The organism is Polaribacter haliotis (genome assembly GCF_014784055.1).
Classification (GTDB): domain Bacteria; phylum Bacteroidota; class Bacteroidia; order Flavobacteriales; family Flavobacteriaceae; genus Polaribacter; species Polaribacter haliotis.
This window is the reverse complement of the sequence record NZ_CP061813.1, coordinates 376560-400020: the sequence shown is the minus strand read 5'-3', so window position 1 is coordinate 400020 and position 23461 is coordinate 376560. Positions and strand designations below refer to the sequence as shown.

Sequence of the window (23461 nt, the reverse complement as noted above, 5' to 3'; positions counted from 1 at the left end):
ATTTATAAAATATTTTTAAGTGTTTTTTCTTCTTTGGGAGATTCTAAAACAATCCATTTTTTATGAGAAAATAATGTAGATTTCCAATCTTTCATTCTTCTTTTTCTGTGCCAATAGGTTTTAAAAATCCATAGAAATAAACTTTCTTTAGAGAAGGTTTTAGCTAAAGTTTCATAATTTTCACCACAACATTTTTCTTTTAGAAATACTCTTCTATAAGTTCTTATAAAATATCTTCTAATAATTAGATTTAAAGGATAATCTAACCAAATAATTGTGTTTGCTTCTTGCCAAACTGTATCTTTTAAAAGTGATTGATAACTTCCTGAAACAATCCATTCATCATATTTTTGTATTTCCTTATTTACATCTTTTACAAAAATCTCTTTCTCTTTTTCTACCCAGTTTGGCAGAAAGTGTAAATCGTCTAAATCTATTTGTATAATAGATAATTCTTTTGCTAATTTTCTACCTAAAGTTGTTTTTCCAGTACAAGTTGTTCCTGTGATTATTATTTTTCTTTTCATTAATATTTATCACTCCCAATTGGAGAACCATCTGGAATTTTAGGCGCTTTATTTTTCTTGAATGAATTTGGATTTTTCTTAAAATCTTCAATCATTTTAATCATGGCTTTGTTGTACATATTTTGGATTCCTGGAGAATTACTACTATTTAAAATTGATTTAATTTCATCGATCTTAAAATTTACAATTGCATTTACTTGAGCATATTGATTTTTATTTGCACCCAAAGCAAAAAGTTGCTCTAAAACTTTAATATTTACAACATTTTGCAATTCTTGGTAGTAAGTATCTTTATGTGTTTTTTTAATGGTTTTATTCACCAATTCATCAATCAATTCATCTAAACCAAGCTGGTTTTTTTGTAGACTTTTATGTGCAATTAATCTTGATGCTCTTTGTGGATTTAGTAATAAATTCAATGTCATTTCAGATGCGGTTTCTACTGCAGAAAAAGCATCAAAAGCAACACCTAACTTACTATTAAAAGATTCTCTACTTCTACCATAACCCATTGCTCTTGGTGGAAATAATGCTAATTTTTCTTTCGGAATTGCAATTTCATCAATATTAATAGTCTGTAATATTGCTTGTAAAGCGATTCTTTCTGTAGTTCCAGAAACTCTTTTTACAATTGTTTGGTTATCGCCTTTTACAGCGTAAGAATAATCTAAACCTCCAATAAGTTTTACAGTTGCTTCTGTTTGAAATCTATGAAAGAAATATAATGGTACAAAAACATCTTCCAGCACAGAATATGGTTCATTTGTTTTTATATTATCAGTAGAAAATTTTTCAATGGCTGTTTTTCTTATCTTTAAAATATTATATAATTCATCATGAATATTACCTCCATTATCCCACAAATGTGCAGATGCACTTGCACTTCCTTGGCTTCTTGCATCTTGGTCTGACAAATATTTTAATCCATTTTCTGTGGCTTTTTCTAAAATTTTATTTAACTCAACTTCTTCATTTTTATCCGAAGGAAAATCTTGATAAAAATAGGCAACTGTTACTTTATCCCAATCTCCAATTTTTGTATCATAAGCATCAGAAAAATCGATACTTCCATCTCCCTTCAAACTAAATTTTGGATGTGGATAATCCATTACTGAAGCTCTACCATTTGTACTTGCAGAAAAATTGTGCGCAAAACCTAAAGTATGCCCTATTTCGTGTGCAGATAATTGTCTAATTCTAGCAATTGCCATTTGTAGCGCAAAATCATCTTGCACTATATTATTTTTGTAAGGAGCTTGCAACGCTTGTGCAATTAAGAAATCTTGACGAATTCGTAAACTACCTAAACTTACATGACCTTTAATTATTTCTCCAGTTCTTGGGTCAGATATGCTTGCGCCATAACTCCAGCCTCTAGTTGATCTATGAACCCATTGCACCATATTGTAACGAACATCTAAAGGATCTGCACCTTCAGGTAACATTTTCATTTGAAAAGCATTTTTATAACCTGCAGCATCAAAGGCCTGATTCCACCAATTACCTCCATCTAATAATGCAGAACGAACTGGTTCTGGAGTTCCTCTGTCTAAATAATAAATAATTGGTTTTTTGGCTTCAGAAATTGTAGCATTTGGGTCTTTTTTTTCTAATCTGTGTCTGTAAATAAAACGTTTTGTAATTGATTCATTTACTGGGGTTGCATAATCTAAATAAGACATTGGGTAACCTCCTGAGCGCGCGTCGAATTTTCTTGGTTTGTAATTATTATCTGGTAACTCTACAAAAGAATGATGCTGATGAACAGTAACTAAACTGGCATCTGGAGTTACACTTCTAATATTATATCCTTTAGGAGAACCTTTAAAAGTTAACATTATATCAAATTCTACATTTTTAGGAAATGCTTTTGTTCTTGCCATATTAAAAGCAGATTTGCTTTTATCTAAACTATAATTTCCTTGGTTATTTCTTGCCAAAGTTCTAGAAACACCATGAGCATCTCTCATAAAAAAAGAAGTTGCATCTACTAAATAGGTTCCTTTTTTTTGTTCTTTGATTACAAAACCATGTAAAACCGATTTTGCAAATGCTTCTTTTACAGACTGTTTTTCTTCTTTATTATTGGTAATTGCTCTAAAATCTTGATTTGGCTGAATCAACATTAACTTATTACCTACTTTTTTAAAATGAACCACTACTCCACCTCCTAATTGCCCACGATCTAAACCAATATCGTTCGAGCCAATTCCTTCCGAAAGTGAACGTACATATAAGAAATCGCTATTAATTTTATCTATTTGTAAGAATATTTTATCTTGATTAGTATCGTAATAAAAAGTAAAATATCCATCGAATTTTGTTATTCCTTTTTGAAGTTTATCTCCAGATTTCTCAGTAAAAAACTGAGAAAAACCATTCAAAGAAAATGAAACTAAACATAGTAGTAAGAGTAATTTTTTCATGATTGTTATATTTTTTATAAATCTATAAATAACTATTAGTTTTTAAAAGAAGAAATCATAAAATTTGATTTATTTTTGTAATATAATCTTTCACTTTAAAAATACCACGAATTCACGAATTAAAAAATCGAATGATTCTTATGTGTTTTTAAATTAATTTTCACAAATAAAATTCGTGACTTCGCGACAGATTTATTTTAAATTCTATGATAACACAAGACCAACTCAAAAATATTTCTGAAAGAATCGACAAGCTAAAATCTTACTTAGAGATTGATAAAAAACTTATTGAAATTGCCAATGAAGAAGAAAAAACGGCAAATCCCGATTTTTGGAATGATCCAAAAAACGCAGAAATTGTTATGAAAGAGCTTCGTTTTAAGAAAAAATGGGTCGAAGATTATAACAAAGCCATCACTTTAAATGAAGATATTACAGTTTTGTATGAATTTTATAAAGAAGGTGAAGTTGAAGAAAGTGAAATTGAAGAACAATTCGAAAATGTAAGTACTTTTTTAGAAGATATAGAATTTAGAAACATGCTTTCAGAGGAAGGAGATTCGCTCTCTGCAACTATACAAATTACAGCTGGTGCTGGAGGAACAGAAAGTTGCGATTGGGTAGAAATGCTCTCGAGAATGTATACAATGTGGGCAGAAAAACAAGGTTTTAAATTAAAAACACTTAATTATCAAGCTGGTGATGTTGTTGGTATTAAAACAATTACTATAGAAATTGATGGCGATTATGCTTTTGGTTGGCTAAAAGGAGAAAATGGCGTGCACAGATTGGTGCGAATTTCGCCTTTCGATTCAAATGCAAAAAGACACACTACTTTTGGTTCGGTTTATGTTTTTCCTGTAGCAGATGATTCTATAGAAATTGAAATAAATCCTGCTGACATCGAAATTGTTACAGCAAGATCAAGTGGTGCTGGAGGACAAAATGTAAACAAAGTAGAAACGAAAGTTCAGTTGACACATAAACCCACAGGTATTCAGATTTCTTGTTCTAATTCTCGTTCTCAGCATGACAATAGAGCCACTGCTTTAAAAATGTTAAAGTCTCAATTATACGAAATTGAATTGCAAAAACAACAAGCCGCAAGAGACGAAATTGAGTCAGGAAAGTTAAAAAACGAATGGGGAAGTCAAATTCGAAACTATGTAATGCATCCTTATAAACTGGTAAAAGATGTAAGAACTGGACATGAAACTGGAAATGTAGACAATGTAATGAATGGAGATATCAATCCGTTTTTAAAATCTTATTTAATGTTGAATGGACAGAAAGATTCGTAATAAAAGACAATACTTTTATATTGCATCATTAATTATTTTTTTAATGATTCCTAACCTTTTATTAATTATAATTGGAGAAGATTCTGCTGTAGGTAGTTTGTTTAAGAAAATAGTCTTTTTTTTAATATCGTTTTCAATTGTTTTGCTTCCTTTATCATTTTTAAAACCTAAATTTTATACATATATAATTTTATTATTATTTCCTGTAGTAGTTTTTGAATCCTATCATATTTTACATTTCAAAACAATTTCTTCACAAGAAATAATAGCAAATATATTTCAAACGAATTTTAACGAAACAAAAGAGTTAATTATTTCTAACGTTAATTATTTTGTTTTGTCTTTAATTATTCTCTTTTTAATTTTGTGGATTTCTACAAGAGTAAAAAACTCATTTTATGTATCAAAAAAATTTAAAAAAACAATCTTACTATTATTTTTATTCACTTTTACCATACTTGGAATAAGGAATTTTCGATTAGCTTATAATAATCACGAATCGAAATCTGATATTATTACGACAATTAACTATTCTTTTAAAGTACAAATGACAAAAAACTTTCCTGTTGGTTTTTTTATTAAATGTATTAATGTTTTAAAAGGTTTTGAACTCTTAAATAAATATGATTTAGAAACAAAAAATTTTAAATTTAATGCCGTAAAGAAAGACACTTTAAATGAAAGTGAAATTTACGTGTTGGTTATTGGTGAGACCGCAAGAAAACACAATTTTCATATTTATGGATATTCAAAAAACACTTCACCAAATTTAGATTCAATTAAGAATTTACTAATTTATAAGAACGTAAAAAGTAATTCGAATGTTACTTCCTTAAGTGTTCCATTTATGCTAACTCGAGCAACACCAGAAGAACCAAATAGAAAATACAATGAATTATCTGTTCTAAAAGCTTTTAGAGAAGCTGGGTTTTCGACATATTGGATTAGCAATCAACAAATTGGAATCGGTAGTGTTTTTAATTTATATTCTAAAAATGCAGATACCTACATAAATACATCTAAATCTTTAGACGCATCAGGTTTCGACGAGAATATATTACCAATTTTTAATAATGTTATAAATAATTTTAAACAAAAAAAGTTTATAATTATTCATACCATTGGAAGCCACTTTAGATACAACTATAGGTATCCAGAAAAATACAAAAAATTTACACCAACATTAAAAAAAGGCCTATCTATTGAAAATACAACTGACTCTAAAAAGAAAAAAGAAATTATAAATAGTTACGACAATTCAATTTTATATACAGATTTTCTTTTAGGTGAAATTATTCAAAAGTTGAAGAAAAAAAACGCAGTCTCTTACATGTATTACATTTCCGATCATGGAGAAAATTTATTTGATACTGAAGATAATAAAATTCTTCATGGTTTCGAAACTCCAAGTAAATTCGAAATTGAAATTCCATTATTTATCTGGACATCAAAAAAATACAATAATTTATACTCGGAGAAAACAGAGAATTTAAACAAAAATATCAACCATAAAATATCTTCTATAAATACATTTCAAACAATTTTAGATATGTCTAATATTTCATATCCAAATTTCAAAAAACAAAAAAGTTTTGCCAATAAAAAATTCGATACTTTACAAAAAAGAACCTTTTACACCGTAAATAAAACAGTTTTAAAATTAGATTAAAAATGATAAAAATATACCACAATCCACGTTGTTCTAAATCGAGACAAGGTTTAGAAATTCTAGAAAAATCAGGAAATTTATTCGAAATTATAAAATATTTAGATGTTGTTCCTTCTGAAGAGGAGTTATCGGAAATTATAAAAATGTTGGGCATCTCTCCTATTGAATTGGTTCGTAAAACCGAGAAAATTTGGAAAGAAAATTACAAAGGCAAAGAATTATCGAATTCAGAAATTATAAAAGCCATGGTCGAAAATCCAAAATTAATCGAAAGACCAATTGTAATTAACAATAAAAAAGCAGTTGTTGGTAGACCTCCAGAAAGTATTTTATCAATTATTTAAAAAGTCATTTTACCTGTAACTTGTTAGAAAGCAGAAAAGTTTAATTTAGAATTCTTTTAATTAAAGTTCTTTAACTTTTCTTTAACTAAAAGAGATTAAACTTAATCGGAATTTTGCTGTCTTAAATAAAAAAATCGACAAGTTTTGACTAAAAAAATCACTATTTTAATATGTTGCCTTTTCTCGGCCACATTTTTATTTGCACAGCAAGAACCAACTTTAAACACCATTAAAATCTCAGGTAAAATTGTAGATGCAGCAACCAACCAAGCATTGGAATATGCAACAGTAATTTTAAAAGATATCAAAACCCAAAAAGTTTCAGGTGGTATTACAGATCTAAATGGATTTTTTAATATACAAGTACCAAAATCTAGGTATGAAATTAGCGTAGAATTTATTTCTTTTAAAACAATAAAATTCCCAGCACAAGAAATTACTGCAAATAAAGATTTAGGAATTATAAAATTAAAAGAAGATGCTGCTAGTTTAGATGAGATTGTTGTAATCGCAGAAAAATCGACAGTAGACATTCGTTTAGATAAAAAAATATACAATGTTGGTAAAGATATGACTGTTAAAGGTGGAACTGCATCCGACGTTTTAGACAATGTACCATCTGTAGATGTAGATCCAGAAGGAACTGTAAGCTTAAGAGGAAGCGAAAACGTACGAATTTTAATTGATGGTAAACCTTCTGCAATGGTTGGTTTAAATGGTGCAGATGCTTTAAGACAATTACCTTCAGACGCAATTGAGCGTGTAGAAGTTATTACTTCGCCATCTGCAAGATACGATTCCGAAGGAACAGCAGGAATCTTAAACATTATTCTTAGAAAAGGAAGAGCCAATGGTTTTAATGGTTCTGTAAATGTAAATGTTGGTGATCCAAGATCTTACCAGAGTTCTGTAAACTTAAATCTTCGTTCAGAAAAAATAAACTTATTTACTAATTTTGGGTATAGAGATAGACGTGGACCAGGAAGATATAATTCAGATATTTCTTATTTATCAAATGGAATTGTAGATAGTACAAGAATAGAAGACAGAAATTTCGATAGAGCAAGTAAAGGTTTTAATGGAAATGTTGGTTTGGAATATTTTATCAACAAAAAAAGTTCATTAACAGGAACCATTTTCGTGAGAGATTCAGATGGACAAAATTTATCGACTACAGAAATTAGTTCTTTCGACCCTTCAGGAAATAGTTTGTTCAATTCTTTGCGTATACAAGATGAAGGCGAAACAGACCAAAGTTTACAATTTTCTTTAAATTATGTAAATAATTTTAACGAAAACGGTCATAAATTAACTTTAGATTATCAATATGGAGTAGATAAAGAAAACGAATCTGCAATAATTACAGACGATAGACCAGAAACAAATACAACAGACGAATTATCTATTGATAAACTTTTTCAAGCAGATTATGTATTGCCAATTGGTAAAAACTCTCAATTTGAAGCTGGTTATAGAGGTAATTTCGAAAATTTAACTTCAGATTATTTAGTAACATTATCTAACTCAGACGAGTTTAACCCATCTAATAATTTAGAATTCACACAAAATGTAAATGCATTTTACACTCAATTTGGTAGTAAAGTAAATAAATTCTCTTATTTATTTGGCGTTCGTGCGGAACTTACTAAAATTGACGTAAATCTTTTAACATCACAAGAAAAATTCACAAAAAACTATACAGATTTCTTTCCTACAGTAAATTTAGGATATGAAATGACAGAAGACCAAAGTTTTACTTTAGGGTACAGCAGACGTTTAAGAAGACCACGTTCTCGTTCCTTAAATCCGTTCGAAAACAGAGCTAGTAGAACTGTAATTTCTAAAGGAAATGTAGATTTAGATCCAACATATACCAATTCTTTCGATTTAGGTTACCTAAACAGATGGGGAAAATTAACTTTAAACTCCTCTATTTATTACCAACATTCTACAAACGATATTGTTAGAGTTAACAGACAAGAAGTTCGGTTAATAGATGGTAAAGAAACCAATGTTTTGGTAAGACAACCAATTAACTTAGCATCAGAAGATAGAATGGGGTTCGAATTTAACGCGAATTACAATCCATCAAGAAAGCTACGTTTTTCTGGAAGTTTTAACTTCTTTCAATTTAAAACAGATGGAGACTATTCTTACGAAGTAACAAATCCAACTACAGGAACAACATCAACAATCAACCAAAATTTCGATGCCACAAACACCTCTTGGTTTACAAGATTCGATGCCAGAGTTACCTTGCCAGCAGATATCGAATGGCAAACAAGATTATTTTACAGAGGCCCAAGAAGCGATGCACAAAGCGATACAGAAGGAATTTTATCTGCAAACCTAGCCTTTAGTAAAGATATTCTAAAAGACAAAGGAACCTTGGTTTTAAACGTAAGCGATGTATTTAATTCTAGAAAATATGTAACCAATGCATTTGCACCAAGTAGAGACAATCCTACGAATATTACCAACCAAAGTTTCCAATGGAGAATGCGTCAAATCTCGTTAAACTTTACCTACAGATTCAATCAAAATAAAAATCAAAAGAATAAAAACTCACAAGAAAGAGAAGACGATGGTGGAGGAGAATTTTAAAAGCATCTAATTTATTTGGGCGTTCCCTAAAGGTCGGGCTTTTCGCACTCGCTTTTTTCAAAAAAGAAAAAAGAGCTCAAACAAATGCTTCAATCCCTAACGCACTTACTCAAACCCATAAAAAAACTCGTTCAATTAAATTGAACGAGTTTTTTAATAAAATATATTTTTAGAATACTACTTACCTTCAGCAGCTTTCCTTGCTTCTTTCTTTAATTTCATGTTTTCCCAAATAGTTCCACCAATCCAGTAAGGAACTACAAATGTTAACAAGAATATTAACAACCAAAAACCAGCTGTAAAAATAAACATGAATAAAACTAAACCTGAAAATTGAGAAAAATCTAACATTTGTTTCTATTTGAATAATTAACGTTGCAAAAATAACACATATTTTCAGAATTCACCATCAAAATTTAATTTTTTTCAACAGTATTTCAAGAGAATTGTTCATAAAGTTTTCACTGCTTTTTGTAAATTTGTAAGACTAAATTCCACATAAAATGACGAAATTCAGAATTGAAAAAGATACAATGGGTAATGTAGAAGTACCTGCAGATAAATATTGGGGAGCACAAACAGAGCGTTCTCGTAACAATTTTAAAATTGGTGCACCAGCATCTATGCCCTTAGAAATAGTTTATGGTTTTGCATATTTAAAGAAAGCAGCAGCTTACACAAATACAGAATTAGGCGTTTTAGCAGAAGAAAAAAGAGATTTAATCGCACAAGTTTGCGACGAAATTTTAGAAGGAAAACACGACAATCAATTTCCGTTAGTAATTTGGCAAACAGGTTCTGGAACACAATCGAACATGAATGTAAACGAAGTTATTGCTAATAGAGCGCATGAAATTGCAGGAAAAGTTATTGGCCAAGGCGAAAAAACCATTCAACCAAACGACGATGTAAATAAATCGCAATCTTCTAACGATACATTTCCAACAGGAATGCACATTGCCATCTACAAGAAAATTGTAGAAACAACAATGCCAGGAATTATTAAATTAAGAAACACTTTGCACGATAAAGCTGTTGCTTTTAAAGATGTTGTAAAAATTGGTAGAACGCATTTAATGGATGCTACTCCACTTACATTAGGCCAGGAATTTTCTGGTTATGTAGCACAATTAGATTTCGGTTTAAAAGCGTTAGAAAACACATTGGCACATTTAAGTCAGTTAGCATTAGGAGGAACTGCAGTGGGTACAGGATTAAACACTCCAAAAGGATATGATGTTTTAGTCGCTAAATACATTGCAGAATTTACAGAATTGCCTTTTATAACTGCAGAAAATAAATTTGAAGCTTTAGCTGCACACGATGCGTTAGTAGAAACACATGGTGCTTTAAAGCAAATAGCAGTTTCTTTAAATAAAATTGCAAACGATATAAGATTAATGGCTTCAGGACCAAGATCTGGAATTGGAGAAATTATTATTCCAGCAAACGAACCTGGTTCTTCTATTATGCCAGGAAAAGTAAACCCTACACAAGCAGAAGCAATTACAATGGTTTGTGCACAAGTTATGGGAAATGATGTTGCTGTAACAGTTGGTGGTACACAAGGACATTACGAATTAAACGTTTTTAAACCAATGATGGCTGCAAACGTTCTACAATCTGCTCAATTAATTGGAGACGCTTGTACTTCTTTCGAAGAAAATTGTGCAGCTGGTATTGAACCAAATCATACAAGAATTGCAGAATTAGTAAGCAATTCTCTAATGTTGGTAACTGCTTTAAATACTAAAATTGGTTATTACAAAGCTGCAGAAATTGCAAATACAGCTCACGAAAACGGAACTACATTAAAACATGAAGCTGTACGTTTAGGTTATGTAACACCAGAAGAATACGATGCTTGGGTAAAGCCAGAAGAAATGACAGGAGGGTTAAAGTAGGTTTTTAGTCTTCAGTTTTCACTTGGCAGTTTAAGTTGGCAGTCTCAGTTGACAGTAGGCAGTCTCCAGTTTTCAGTTATCAACTTTACTGCATTACGAGAATTTAGTCACAATTTGAAGTAACAATAAACAGGAACCAACTTTGCTACTTTGCGAGAAAATAAAACATAGATAAAAGCAAATTTTCAATTTAAAAGTTTAATATAACCCTAACATTGAATTTTAAATTTTAAACTTTAAATTCGAAGTATGAATACACACGAAGAATACATGAGTGAAGCAGTAAAAGTTGCTTTAAAAGGAATGAGTAATAATGAAGGAGGGCCTTTTGGTTGTATCGTAGTAAAAAACGGAGAAATTGTAGGTCGTGGAAATAACAAAGTTACTTCTACAAACGACCCAACAGCGCATGCAGAAGTAACTGCCATAAGAAATGCTTGTAAAAACTTAGATTCGTTCCAATTAGATGGTTGCGTAATTTATACTTCCTGCGAACCTTGCCCAATGTGTTTAGGCGCCATTTATTGGGCAAGACCAGACAAAGTATATTATGGAAGTAACCAACAGGACGCAGCTAATATAGGTTTCGATGATGAGTTTATCTACAAAGAAATTCCACTTCCGTATAAAAAAAGAAGTATTCCATTCGAACAAATAGGACGAGAAATTGCTTTAGAACCTTTTATTAAATGGTCGAAAAAAGAAGATAAAATTAATTATTAAAGTAAACCTCACAGAAATGTGAGGTTTTTTTTATAAATTTTTAGATACATTAAAAATAAATTATATTTACAGGAATATAACAATAAAGAAATTCACATATCCTGCTTTATTTGCGGGATATCGTTAATAAAAGTTACTATATAACGAGTTGGCAAACATTTACCAAACCAATGAAAACAGGAATAATATTAATAATAATCGTTCTAATACTAATCGGAATTTTTTGGTTTCGTAATAAATCAAAAGTGTATGAAAAAGCACCAAATGATTTTGTTATGTTGGAATCGGAAACTGAATCAACTGATTATCTTCCTATCGTTGATGAAAATTGGCTGAAAGAAACTGAATTAAAATATGCTGGAAAAGAATGGGAATCCTATCCAAATGAATGTACTGACCAAGGAGAAAAACTATGTAATGATGTTTACAGACCTTGGAAAGGTGAAATCACTCATACGGAGTTTTTAAATAAATTGACTAAAGAACAAAGAATGTATTTTGCTTTGATAAATTTTGAGTCTCAGACTAACAATGGTGGAGTTTATCAATTTTTATTTAATTATCCAGAATTATCATTAATTACACTTCAGGCAATGAAAGTTGCTAAAATGGAAAAATTGGCTTCTGATTATGAAAATGTACTACACGAATATTTCGGGAAATTTGAGACAATTCAAGAGTTGAATAATAAATTTCAAGATGACAGTAAAAAGTGGGATAAACGATGGAATTCATTTGCTGAAGGCTATAAAGAATTAGAATCAACATTTGAGATTGAAAACTATTTTTATGATAAAGATTATGTTAAAGAATTTCACTCAAAAATGGTGGAATTTGTAAAAGAACATAGAAATGGATTAATGAAAACAGAATAAAAACGATTTGCCAACACCGTATATAATTTATTGCTAGTTCTAGCCTACTTACGAAAATCCTCGCGGATTTTCTATTCGGTTTTTATTTGCTAAATTACGTGCTAAACCACGCAACAAACCATATACAAAAACGTTGTAACCAATACCCTACCGAAAAAAATTACGTTTTTATTTTTATACATCGAACTTCTATGTATATTTGTATTCTCAAAGGAAATAAAATATGGAAAAACTATCAAAAGAATTAATTGGAGCATCTTCAACACCAATTATACTATCAATTTTGACAAAGAACGAGTCATATGGTTATGAAATAATCCAAGACATTAAGGAAATATCAGGCGGAAAAATAGAGTTTGGAGAAGGAACTTTATATCCTGTTTTGCATAAACTAGAAAAAAAGGGTTTAATACAATCATCGTGGAAAATAGCTGAAACTGGAAGAAAAAGAAAATATTACAAAATCAGTAATGAAGGAAAAAAAGAGCTTAAAACAGAAAAAGAAAATTGGAATACTATCAATCAAATAATAACAAAAATATGGAAAATAGAACCGAATTTAATTTAGATAAGAATATAACAAAGTGGAAATCAATTCTAACTACAAAAAACAATTTAACCAAATCTAATGTTATAGAACTTGAAAATCACCTAATTGACTTAATTGATGATTTGGAATCCAAAGGTCTAAACAAAGAAGAATCCTTTATTATTGCTAGGAAAAGAATTGGAAAAATTGATGACATTTGTTTAGAATTTGATAAAGTGAATAATGATTTTTCATTTATCAATCAGTCAATTCCTTATTTAAAAGGTGCATTAATTTATATTGCATTCATAATTTTAAGTAAACTATTTTTAGTTAGTACTCTACTTTTATCTCAAAAATTAAATATTGATAAAAATACATTCGACATTATTTCTATAACACTGTTGGCTTTTGCTTCAATTTCTTTCTTTGGTATAGTATATTTTAATTTAAAAAGAGGAAAACAACTTTTAAGTAAATTAAGTAATACTAATATATTAGTAACATTAATTATTATATCATCTTTAATTACATATAGATTATATGCTCAAGTTCCACTTCCTGGAATAGATGTTTCTAAATTGGGAAATACAATTGCTGATTTTTATACATTGGAATTAAATTTTGGAATTTATAAAATGTTGAGTGGATTAATATTGTTGACAACCTCACTAATTTTCTTTTGGAAAAATAAAAAGTTTAATAAATTAAAATACACGAAATAAGTACTGGTTACAACACCGTATATAATTTATTGCTGGCTTCTTACCTACTTACGAAAGTCCTCGCGGACTTTCTTGGTCGGTAATTATTTACTAAATTAGTTGCTTGAAACACGCAACAAACCATATACAAACACGTTAGGCAACATAAAGAGGAACGACATTGACAGATAGAAAAACCAACTTCAAAACCATTTGGCAAAGAGCTAAAATTAGACCAATATTACTGCTTTTTGCATTTCAAGGAATTGCATTTGCACTATTATTGTTTCTTCCAATGGGATTAATGATGAATTCTTTAGGAGATAGCTTCCCATTTGTTGATAACGTGGAAAAAATCCAATCTGATGGAGAAAAAGAAAATGCTGTCCTGACAAACATCAAAGGAATTAACAACATTACGATTAATGGAAATAATCCTCAAATCTTGACCTATGAATTTGATTTTAATGGACAAAAAACGGAATCAAAGTTTAGTGTATTTGAACCTGACAAAACTGATATTTTAAAAACTGGAGATATTATTCCAATTAAACATTTGAACGGACAATCAATCCCGACAGAATTTGAGCAGTACACGTTTAATATGGATTTTATGTATTACATAGCTGGAGTTGTTCTGTTAATTGGACTAATTCTTTGCTATCTTCTATACTCACGAATAAATAAGGAAATCTTATTATATAAAACAGGCAGAATTATAGAGGGAAAAATAGTTTCAATAAGCCATAATAAAGGTTTCGCATTTTCAAAATTTGGTTCGTCAATGGATGTACATTATGAATATGGAAATAACGTTGCGAAATCAAGAACTAATAATTTTGCTTTGACAAATAATAAATCAATTGGAGATTCAATTAAAATTTTGGTTTCACAAGATGGAAACTCATCTTGTATATATCCGGAATTGATTGCTAAAACCAATGGTTGGAAAAAAAATTACGTTGCCTAACACCGTGTATAATTAATTGCTTTTTAAGTGCTTACTTGCGAAAATTCCTGCGGAATTTTCTCGGGTTCGTAAAAGTTTGCTAACTTAGTTGCTAAACCACGCAACTAACCATACACAAACACGTTACCTATAATGCAAAAAAAGGACATTGCTATTTAGCTAACTTGGTTTTTAAAACGGAATTTTAGAATAAAAAAATGGAAATAGGAAGCTTTAAAATATCTGGACATTCGACAAAACGAAATTGGGCAGTATATTTATTCGTTGCAACACCAAAAGAACAAACTGAAAAAACTATACTTTATGTTGGGAAAGTTGGAGATAATCGCGATGGATGCAATCCTGTAATATCAAGAGTTGGAAATCACTTCTCGTTTAACAAAATTCATTCGCAAATAAGAAACGAAATAAAAGAAACGGAAAATTACGATTATGAATATTTTTATTGTCATTTTGGAGAATATGAAAATGACGAAAACAAGCACTTGAGAATTAATAGTCGGAAAAAAACTGACGAACTTGAAAGAGAGCTAAATCGAATTGTGCAGAAAAAATTAAATGCCGAAAAACACGAATTAATAAAACCTTTTAGCGGAAAAACTATTTCTACTGAAAAAACAAAACGTCGTGCGGAATTAATAACTGATGAAGAAAGAATGATGTTAAAAAAACTTTGTGCGCAAGCACTATAGGTAACAACGTATAAAAAAAATTGCTACATTAGTGCTTAACCAAAGGCAGTTGCATTTTTGCCAACTTCTGAATTTCCTTCGGAAATTCCTCGCTGACAAAACCGCAACTTTCCTTATACAACAACGTTGTAACCAATTTGAGAAATCCGAACTACCGAGAATGTTATTTATAAAAAAACATACTTTAATTACCGAAAAACCTATCAATATTGTGAGGGATGAATTTAAATCATCAACTGACAAAATAAATGTTACGGAATTGAATGAAACCAAATTACACGGATTAATGAAAAACAAATACGGAACTGGATATGATATAATATCTGATATTAATTTAAAATCTATTTCGTCTGACAAAACAACTGTTGAAATTAAAAACGAATTTGACTTATTTACAAACCTGTTTCTGATTGCAATGTTCGTTGGACTTTGGGGAGTTTCAATCTATAAATTAATCAACGGAGAAAGTATTTTAAGTTTTGAACTGATTTTAATGTTGACTTTCCCAATTATTGGAGCTTTAATTACAAAATCATCTTTCGGAATTTATGACAAACGAATAATGAAAATTTACTCTTCGTTATTGAATAATAAAGAACCGAATTAAAAAAACTGGTTACAACAAAGTATAAAAATAATTGCTATTTTAGGCTTAAACAAAGGTCGTTGCAATTTTGTTACATCTGATTTTCCTGCGGAAAATCCTCGCACACAAAACCGCAACTATTCTTATACATAAACGTTAGCATTCATTAAAACCAACCACTAACTAAATGATAAAATTCTTTAGAAAAATTAGACAAAATATGATTAAGGATAATAAGGTCATTAAGTATTTTCTTTATGCTATTGGAGAAATTATACTTGTGGTTATTGGAATTTTAATTGCGTTAAGTATAAATAATTCGAATGAATTAAAAAAAACCCGAATTGCTGAGAAAGTCTATCTAAAAGAAATAAAGAGTGATTTAATTCAAGATACATTATTGTTGTCTCAAGTAATTAAAGATCATAAATGGCGAATTGCTCAATTAATGTCTCAAGATACAACTATTGACTTTATATTCGAGGAAATTATAGGTAAGCTTCCTAAAGTGGAAGGAGTATCTCAATTAGAATATATTTTCTTTACAGACAGAAAATTTCGACCAAAAATTGGGACTTATAATTCAATGATATCTGAAGGGAAATCAAACATTATAAGCAATCGTGAGTTATTTAGTAATATTCAAAATATCTATGAATTGAGGGTCCAAAATATCATAACTATTGGAGAGGATGTATTGAATCGTTCTATTCAATTAAGAAATAAATATGCGTATGAAATAAAATATGGTGATTTTGGCTCACCTATTAAAATTACTGATAAACGAATATTAGCCGATTTTTATATTTCATCTAGGCTACTTAATTATTATACAAGGCAATCAGTTTTATTAAAAAAGGATATAACAGAGTTAATTGAGCAAATAGATAATGAATACCATTCAATAGAATAGAATAACGAAAGACTATCTTAAGACGTATATAATTCTTTGCTTGGTACTAGCCTACTTGGAAATTCCTTCGGAATTTTCTCTGGTTTTATAATTAAGCCTCTAGTAATTGTAACAAGTTTCAATATAACACGTCATATTGTTTTAAATAAAAAAAATGAAAAATCAAATTCTAATATTACTTGCAGTAGTATTACTTAGCGCCTGTAACGACACAACTAAATCCAGCACCACCAACCAACCAACTTTAGCTGATTATAACGTTGGTGAGAAATGGGTCTGGAAATATAAAGGTGTAACTACTGAAGGAGAAGTTCGCTCGGATGGAAAAGATACAAGAGAAATAGTCAGTACTGAAGGAGTTTTAGGTATGACAATAGATAAGGACACCATTCTAGTTACCGAAATTGTAAAAAAGGATGACAGCAAAACACCCAAATACGCTTGGCCTCTAAAAGTGGGGAAAAAGTGGAAATACGAAAACAATTGGACAAGTCAAGATGGGACAACCGGAAGTCAAAGTCAAAATGCTGAAGTACTATCATACCAAGAAGAAACTGTTGAAGCCGGAACATTTATGGCTTATACGATTGAATATAAAGGTAAAACCACTAATTCTAGAGGTTATAGTGCAGATGAAAAGGAAGTTTGGTTGTATGCGCCAGCAGTAAAAAACTTTATTAAACTCACTCAGAATCAAGGAGACTTTTTATACGTAGAGGAATTAATCGAATATTCAAAACCAGAATAAATCGAGATTTTTAAAAAAAACTGAAAGAAAAACAAATGCTAACAACGTGTATAATTCATTGCTAGTACTCGCCTACTTACGAAAATCCTCACGTATTTTCTATTCGGTTTGTATTTACTAATTTAGTTGCTCAAACACGCAACGAAATCATACACAAGACCGTTGTGGTTAATTTACCCAAACCAATGAACAGAAAACTAATTTTGATATTTCTACTTACAATTGTCCAAATTTCGTGGGCTCAAGATTGTGATTTTGAAATACGGAATTTATCGGATATTCTAAATGGAAAATCGGAACTTATTAACAAGTCGGAATACGAAAAAATTGTCATAATTTCGGAAAAGTTAATTGAATTTAAGCCAAAGTCTGAACTTGAGCTGAACGAAGAATATCCTGAAGTTTTCAAATTTAAAGATTCGTGTTATACATTTTCAGTAAAACAAAATATCGGAATTGGAATAAAAACACCTGAATTAAAAGCGTGTAAATATTTATTAAAAGAAAAAGGCTATTCCAATTATGAATTTAAAGGAGTTTATTGTGGTAATGCTTTAATCGAGATTATGGAATTTGAAGGTTGGGGATTTTTATCAGTTGACTTAAAAAACGGACTCACTTGTCGCACAATGGGAAAACCTATGACTTCAGATGGAGAAACGGCAATTTCTTACTCAAACTATTATGGAGAAGAGGAAATCGCATTAACGGATTTAAAGACTAAAGAACAGTACGTTATTGGAATTGAAGGTTGGAGAACAATAGAATCTAAAGTTTCAAAGAATAGATATTATTTAAAACTTGAATCTGATTTTCAAACTAACTGTGAAAAAGAAATAAAATATTTGAAAGTGGAAAGAAAAAACTAACCACAACATCGCATAAAAATAATGCGTAGATTAGTGCTTAAACAATGAACAGTGCTCTTTTGTTACTTCTGATTTTCCTGCGGGAAATCCTCGCACACAAAACCGCACTATTCTTATACATAACCGTTGTGCACAAGCTAAAAAAACGACTAATCGAAATGAAAAATATAGAATTTAAAATCGGAATAGTTCCAAAAACATCTGAAATAATTGAGGTTTATGATAGTTCGGGAATCAAAAGACCGACAAAAGATAGCGACCGAATTACTAAAATGTATAAAAATTCTAATTTGATTATAACCGCGTGGTTGAATAATGAACTGATTGGAATATCACGCTCAATAACTGATTTTTGTTATGCTTGCTATTTGTCGGATTTAGCTGTGAAAAGCGAATACCAAAAAGAAGGAATCGGAAGGCAACTAATAAAACTGACAGAAAAAGAAATAGGTAAACAAACTGCATTAATTTTGCTTTCCGCACCATTAGCAATGGAATACTATCCTAAAATTGGATTTGATAAAGTTGAAAATGGATTTATAATACGTCGAACTGAATAATTTAATTTAGATATAAAAAAGCCTGATGCACAACACTGTATAAAAATAATTGCGGTTTAGTGCTTAACCAAAGGTCGTTGCGAGTTTGTAACGTCTGATTTTCCTTCGGAAAATCCTCGCATACAAACCCGCAACTATTCTTATACAAACACGTTGGCTTTAATGCTGAAGGACATTACAAAACCGCCAATTTCAGGTTTATTTATTAAAGTTATTTCCTTTAAAAGCTGAAAATTATTGCGGAATATTGAACTGAATAATCACTCAAACTCTGAATAAAAATACAGCGGACTTTTTAGCTCGTTTGCAGAATCTGAACTTTATGAACAAAATCGGAATTTAGCAAATTGCGGAATTACTCACTCGAAATCTGAATTGACAAATATTGCGGAATTTGAGCAAGTTTGCGGAATTGAAAAACGTCTGACTTCACTCAAACTCGAAAAAAATAAATTGCGGAATAAAAACGCAACTGACAATTAGAATCGGAACAAATAATTTAGCGGATAAAAAGCACTAAAAGCCAACAACGTATAAAATTAATTGCTCAAATTAGTGCTTAACCAAAGGTCGTTGCTTGTTTGTTACGTCTGATTTTCCTGCGGAAAATCCTCGCACACAAACCCGCAACTAATCTTATACAACCACGTTGGCAATAATTATGACCCGTCCTGAATAAAGGCTACATAATTTTAAACATTATGTATAGAAATGACAAAGTAATTAGACGTTACAGTGAACCTTTTAAATTAAAAATTTTAGCCGAACTTACAATCGGAAAACACACAAAGAGCGAACTTTGTAAACTCTACTCTATTGCTCCTACAACCGTTAATGAGTGGATTAGAAAGTACAATCGCAAAGACTTAATGAACACCAGAGTAAAAGTGGAAACTAAAGACGAAATATCTAGAATTAAAGCACTTCAAAAAGAAATAGAGCAACTTAAAAAACTGTTACTTAAAAAGGATCTCGATGCTATGGTAGAAGAATCCTATCTAGAAGTAGCTGCAGAAGATCTCGGTTACAAATCTATTGCTGAACTAAAAAAAAAGTTAAGTATAAAGCCTTAATTAAAGCTAAAGAAAAATCTAAGGGATTTGTTTCTTTAACCACTATAACACACTGTTTTGGACTTAAACGTGATGCGTATTATAAATACAAATCTAGAGCTGATAACCGTTTAAAACTAGAACAACAAATTATAAATATAGTTCGAAAAAGACGCAAATCCCTTCCTAGAGAAGGCGTAAGAAAACTTGTAAAATCGTTAAATACAGATTTTATTAAAGCCAATATTAAAGTTGGTAGAGACACACTATTTAATGTTCTTAGAAAACACCAAATGCTAACACTTAGAAGAAAAACCAGTGCTATAACAACTAACTCTTATCATCGTTTTTATAAATATAAGAACATTATAAAAGACTTAGAAGTTACTAGAGCTAACCAGGTTTGGGTTAGTGATATAACTTATATTAGAACCGTAAAAGGGTTTTGTTACTTGGCTTTAATAACTGATATGCATTCTAGAAAAATAGTGGGTTATGACCTTAGTGATAGCTTGGAATTAAAAGGTTGTGTGAGAGCGCTTAATAAGGCGATTTATCAAGCTAAAAACATTAAACACCTTATTCATCATTCAGACAGAGGAATACAATATTGTAGCAATGTATACACACAAATACTTAAAAGAAAAAAGATAGATATTAGTATGACCGAAGAAAATCATTGTTACGAAAACGCTATGGCAGAACGTGTAAATGGAATTTTGAAAGATGAATTTTACTTAGACCAAACCTTTGATAATGTGGCTCACGCTAAGAGAGCCGCAAAAAATGCAATTAATTTATACAACGAAATAAGATTACACTTATCTTTAGATTATAAAACACCTAATATGGTATATAAATTATCAGCGTAAATTCAATTTTAACCTGTAGCCATATTTCAGGACAAGACATTTGAAAAAGAAAATTAATGAAACAAAGTAAGATTTCTAAAACTTGGAATTATTACAAAAAAAATAGTTGGAAATTAGGAGTCTTAATTTTATCAATAGTTCTTTTTTACTTTGTTATTCAGAAAATTGAATTGAAACAAAATTCCGTTGAAACTTATGGTAAAATATATGAAAAAAAACGAATTGTAAGTGGAATCAGAGTTGGACCTCTATTTAAGTACAAGTTTTGGTTTATGTATAATGGGAAAAAACATTTTGGAGAAACAACAAAAACTCTTGAAGGAGAAAATAATATTGGAAAAGTATTTAAAGTGAGAGTTTTAATGAATAAACCTGAGAACTATGAAATTCTTTTTGACCAAGAATATGTTGAAAAATATATTATTGACAAAAACGGAATTAAAAAAACTCTATATTTTGAAAAAAACTAAACACAACAACGTGTTGTGTAAATAATACCTTGAAAGTATTGATTTTATTGATTTAATAAAGAATTAAATGAAAAAGGTACAACATAGGTACAACTTTTTAAGCTATAAAATTAAGAGGTAAAAATAGTAATCTAAAAGCATAAAGAAACCGTTACAAATATACTGTAACGGTTTCTTTTTGTATGTATTTACGCTTAAAGTTATTAAGCTGCCGTACCAGAGCCTAAATACAAACTGTTTGATACTTGTGTACCATCAGCGGAAACAAACGCTATAAACAGCTCTACTGTATCTCCTGCATAAGTTCCTGGTATGTTTACTATTTGAGAACCTGCGGTTCTAATCGCACCATCTAGAATATACATTGATTCTTTTTTACTTGGATTGTAAACCAAAACCATAGCTTTATCTGTTGTGTTTGCATTTCCTTCAGTTGAGTTATCATCCCAAGCAAAAGAAACTTGTCCTGCTGTTGCTAAATCTGTTGTTGCATTTAAAGCTCCAGATAATGAACCTCTACTTAATAGAGCATTCGAATAATCTACCGTAAAGTTTGGCGCAGTACCTCCTACTGCATTATTCAACACATAAGACATTGCAGCATTAAATTCTGTTTTCTTTGTCGCAAATGATTTATAACCGACTTTCAAGAACTCTTTGTTCGGTTGTAAATACTCCAATGTAACAGTAAATTTATTACGCTGATTGACTTGCCCCTCTGTTCGAGGATTCGCCACACTTGATGGCTTAATTCTGATGTAGTCAATACCTTTCCAACTACCACCAATAACGTTACCTACTTTTCCTGATAACCCTCCTAAAATACCTTGAGAAATTTTCCCCATTACTATAACAATTTAAAATTAATACTTGTTCGGATTTGGTACGGACTTGATATTGCTTTTAAACTTTGTTTACTCTTCTAATATAACGAAAATTATGCCATTTTGTTACAGTTTCAGCGTATTATGATGCCTTTGCGTTAAGCTTCTTTAGTTTGCATTAGCTTGAAGCAATTACGTATATATGCAACCTTTAAAACTGACATTTTATCAATGACATTTTGTAACTTTTTTTCTTTTTTACTGATAACAGAAACTAAATTAATTTGTTTTTGAAGTTCAAAACCCGAATTTTTATTGTGCTTTAAACTATTTTTAAGCGTGTTTCTGCAATCATCTATTGATATAAATGGAATAACACTTCCTTTTAGATAATAAGCGTAAAAACCACCTATTTGTAGCATCATAGATAAATGAAACAGCGTGTTTTTTTCTTTTTCGGTTGCAGTTTTCACTACAAAACAGTTAGGACAAGGATTTGAAAGCGGTTTTCCGCTGTTTAGACCTTTGTTTAGTATAAAAAAATGAGGTTTCGAGTAAGTTCTTCCGCTTCGGTGTGTTTTCAGTTCAAAAGTTGACATAGCTATCCAATTTAAAATTTGCTTCGCTACGCTTCGCGCCATTATTTTTTGAAAAGAAAGAAAAAAGATGTGCTATCTAAAAGTGCCTTGGATAAGGCTGTCAAGGTTTTTGGGTAAAAGTTTTTTGAGTTAAAATGTTTAATGAAAAAGAATAAATATTGTGAAAAAAGTTTTATTCAAAACCCGTAGGGCTTGACCTTTACAGGCTTTTAGCGTTGGCTGTAGCAAGGCACTTATATTTGCTATCTTTTTTATTTTTTTTTAGTACTAAATATGATGTTAGGACATTTTTATTTTTTAGTGAAATGGAATAAACAAAGACTTGAGATAAGGAATACTTGGACTTAACGATGGTTTTGTGCAATGGAATGAGATAAGAAATAAAAACAATATTAAAGTACCTAGTGCGCTGGCAGTAGCGGAAATAAGTGTATTGACCTTTATTTGTTTTGTACTCTATTTTCTTATGGCTTTACTAATGTTATTGACAAATAAATGGTAATACTCTTATTTGGATTTTTTGATTTTATAGGTGCTTTACAAATTATCTTATATAAACCTCAACTTCAAAATTAAAAGCCTTGTTGAAATGAAACTAAAAAAGCACTTATAAAAACAATGCAAGAATGCTGGAATGTTCATTATTAGTACAAAATGTGGTTTGATGTTCGGAAGTGCGCGTTGGATGAGCGGATATTTT

24 protein-coding genes are annotated in these 23461 nt (G+C 30.2%); 19 read left to right on the top strand and 5 right to left on the bottom strand.

The features are described 5' to 3' along the window. Positions 1–2: 2 nt before the first annotated feature. Positions 3–527 (bottom strand): AAA family ATPase, encoded by a 525-nt coding sequence (locus H9I45_RS01390; RefSeq protein WP_088353721.1) that lies wholly within the window; start codon positions 525–527, stop codon positions 3–5. After that, a complete protein-coding gene (locus H9I45_RS01385; RefSeq protein WP_088353722.1) occupies positions 527–2953 on the bottom strand; it encodes a zinc-dependent metalloprotease in 2427 nt (808 codons plus the stop codon). The genes H9I45_RS01390 and H9I45_RS01385 overlap by 1 nt, the downstream gene beginning before the upstream one ends. A 206-nt stretch (positions 2954–3159) precedes the next feature. Here H9I45_RS01385 and prfB point away from each other — a divergent pair, with 206 nt between their 5' ends. The 4 genes from prfB to H9I45_RS01365 all read left to right on the top strand — a co-directional run bounded on the left by prfB (position 3160) and on the right by H9I45_RS01365 (position 8871). Beyond that, entirely contained in the window at positions 3160–4254 is a 1095-nt protein-coding gene (prfB, locus tag H9I45_RS01380) for a peptide chain release factor 2 (RefSeq protein WP_088353723.1), read from the top strand. Further along, positions 4235–5923 (top strand): phosphoethanolamine transferase family protein, encoded by a 1689-nt coding sequence (locus H9I45_RS01375; protein ID WP_088353724.1) that lies wholly within the window; start codon positions 4235–4237, stop codon positions 5921–5923. Before prfB ends, H9I45_RS01375 begins: the two co-directional genes overlap by 20 nt. 2 nt (positions 5924–5925) lie before the next feature. Further along, positions 5926–6267 (top strand): arsenate reductase (glutaredoxin), encoded by a 342-nt coding sequence (arsC, locus tag H9I45_RS01370; RefSeq protein WP_088353725.1) that lies wholly within the window; start codon positions 5926–5928, stop codon positions 6265–6267. 144 nt (positions 6268–6411) lie between these two features. Next, positions 6412–8871: a TonB-dependent receptor gene (locus H9I45_RS01365; RefSeq protein WP_088353726.1), complete on the top strand. Its 2460-nt coding sequence runs from the start codon at positions 6412–6414 to the stop codon at positions 8869–8871. Positions 8872–9048: 177 nt separating this feature from the next. Here the strand turns inward: H9I45_RS01365 and H9I45_RS01360 are convergent, their stop codons facing one another. Then, positions 9049–9222, bottom strand: coding sequence for a hypothetical protein (locus tag H9I45_RS01360; protein WP_176397543.1), 174 nt, complete (start codon positions 9220–9222; stop codon positions 9049–9051). Between the two features lie 152 nt (positions 9223–9374). On the opposite strand from H9I45_RS01360, the gene fumC reads away from it, so the two are divergent. From fumC to H9I45_RS01285, 15 genes are all read left to right on the top strand, one after another. After that, positions 9375–10775, top strand: a complete 1401-nt coding sequence (gene fumC, locus H9I45_RS01355) for a class II fumarate hydratase (RefSeq protein ID WP_088353727.1) — start codon at positions 9375–9377, stop codon at positions 10773–10775. Between the two features lie 249 nt (positions 10776–11024). Then, positions 11025–11498, top strand: coding sequence for a nucleoside deaminase (locus H9I45_RS01350; RefSeq protein WP_088353728.1), 474 nt, complete (start codon positions 11025–11027; stop codon positions 11496–11498). Between the two features lie 170 nt (positions 11499–11668). Beyond that, positions 11669–12373 (top strand): DMP19 family protein, encoded by a 705-nt coding sequence (locus tag H9I45_RS01345; protein WP_140422746.1) that lies wholly within the window; start codon positions 11669–11671, stop codon positions 12371–12373. A gap of 223 nt (positions 12374–12596) precedes the next feature. Then, complete coding sequence (locus H9I45_RS01340; protein ID WP_088353730.1) at positions 12597–12941, top strand: PadR family transcriptional regulator; 345 nt, start codon at positions 12597–12599, stop codon at positions 12939–12941. Next, a complete protein-coding gene (locus tag H9I45_RS01335) occupies positions 12914–13627 on the top strand; it encodes a hypothetical protein (RefSeq protein WP_088353731.1) in 714 nt (237 codons plus the stop codon). Before H9I45_RS01340 ends, H9I45_RS01335 begins: the two co-directional genes overlap by 28 nt. Positions 13628–13787: 160 nt before the next feature. Beyond that, the gene (locus tag H9I45_RS01330; RefSeq protein ID WP_088353732.1) at positions 13788–14576 is read left to right on the top strand and encodes a hypothetical protein; all 789 of its coding nucleotides are present in this window, start codon (positions 13788–13790) and stop codon (positions 14574–14576) included. Positions 14577–14773: 197 nt separating this feature from the next. Continuing rightward, entirely contained in the window at positions 14774–15268 is a 495-nt protein-coding gene (locus tag H9I45_RS01325; protein WP_088353733.1) for a hypothetical protein, read from the top strand. Positions 15269–15428: 160 nt separating this feature from the next. Continuing rightward, positions 15429–15875 carry a hypothetical protein gene (locus tag H9I45_RS01320; RefSeq protein ID WP_088353734.1) on the top strand — a complete coding sequence of 149 codons (447 nt, stop codon included), beginning with the start codon at positions 15429–15431 and terminating at the stop codon, positions 15873–15875. Between the two features lie 166 nt (positions 15876–16041). Beyond that, the gene (locus tag H9I45_RS01315; protein WP_088353735.1) at positions 16042–16767 is read left to right on the top strand and encodes a DUF6090 family protein; all 726 of its coding nucleotides are present in this window, start codon (positions 16042–16044) and stop codon (positions 16765–16767) included. A 154-nt stretch (positions 16768–16921) separates the two neighbouring features. Further along, on the top strand, positions 16922–17515 hold the full coding sequence (locus tag H9I45_RS01310; RefSeq protein ID WP_088353736.1) for a hypothetical protein: 594 nt from the start codon (positions 16922–16924) through the stop codon (positions 17513–17515). 185 nt (positions 17516–17700) lie between these two features. Continuing rightward, a complete protein-coding gene (locus H9I45_RS01305) occupies positions 17701–18384 on the top strand; it encodes a hypothetical protein (protein ID WP_088353737.1) in 684 nt (227 codons plus the stop codon). A gap of 158 nt (positions 18385–18542) precedes the next feature. Beyond that, on the top strand, positions 18543–18944 hold the full coding sequence (locus H9I45_RS01300; RefSeq protein WP_191141225.1) for a GNAT family N-acetyltransferase: 402 nt from the start codon (positions 18543–18545) through the stop codon (positions 18942–18944). A gap of 701 nt (positions 18945–19645) precedes the next feature. Beyond that, the gene (locus tag H9I45_RS01295; protein WP_088355218.1) at positions 19646–20017 is read left to right on the top strand and encodes a transposase; all 372 of its coding nucleotides are present in this window, start codon (positions 19646–19648) and stop codon (positions 20015–20017) included. Next, entirely contained in the window at positions 20017–20868 is an 852-nt protein-coding gene (locus H9I45_RS01290; protein WP_191141253.1) for an IS3 family transposase, read from the top strand. The genes H9I45_RS01295 and H9I45_RS01290 overlap by 1 nt, the downstream gene beginning before the upstream one ends. Positions 20869–20924: 56 nt before the next feature. After that, positions 20925–21338 (top strand): hypothetical protein, encoded by a 414-nt coding sequence (locus tag H9I45_RS01285; protein WP_191141223.1) that lies wholly within the window; start codon positions 20925–20927, stop codon positions 21336–21338. Between the two features lie 203 nt (positions 21339–21541). Here the strand turns inward: H9I45_RS01285 and H9I45_RS01280 are convergent, their stop codons facing one another. Both H9I45_RS01280 and H9I45_RS01275 read right to left on the bottom strand, forming a co-directional pair. Next, positions 21542–22183, bottom strand: a complete 642-nt coding sequence (locus tag H9I45_RS01280) for a DUF6266 family protein (protein WP_088355480.1) — start codon at positions 22181–22183, stop codon at positions 21542–21544. Positions 22184–22320: 137 nt separating this feature from the next. Next, on the bottom strand, positions 22321–22761 hold the full coding sequence (locus H9I45_RS01275) for a DUF6943 family protein (protein WP_088355490.1): 441 nt from the start codon (positions 22759–22761) through the stop codon (positions 22321–22323). Positions 22762–23461 lie beyond the last annotated feature (700 nt).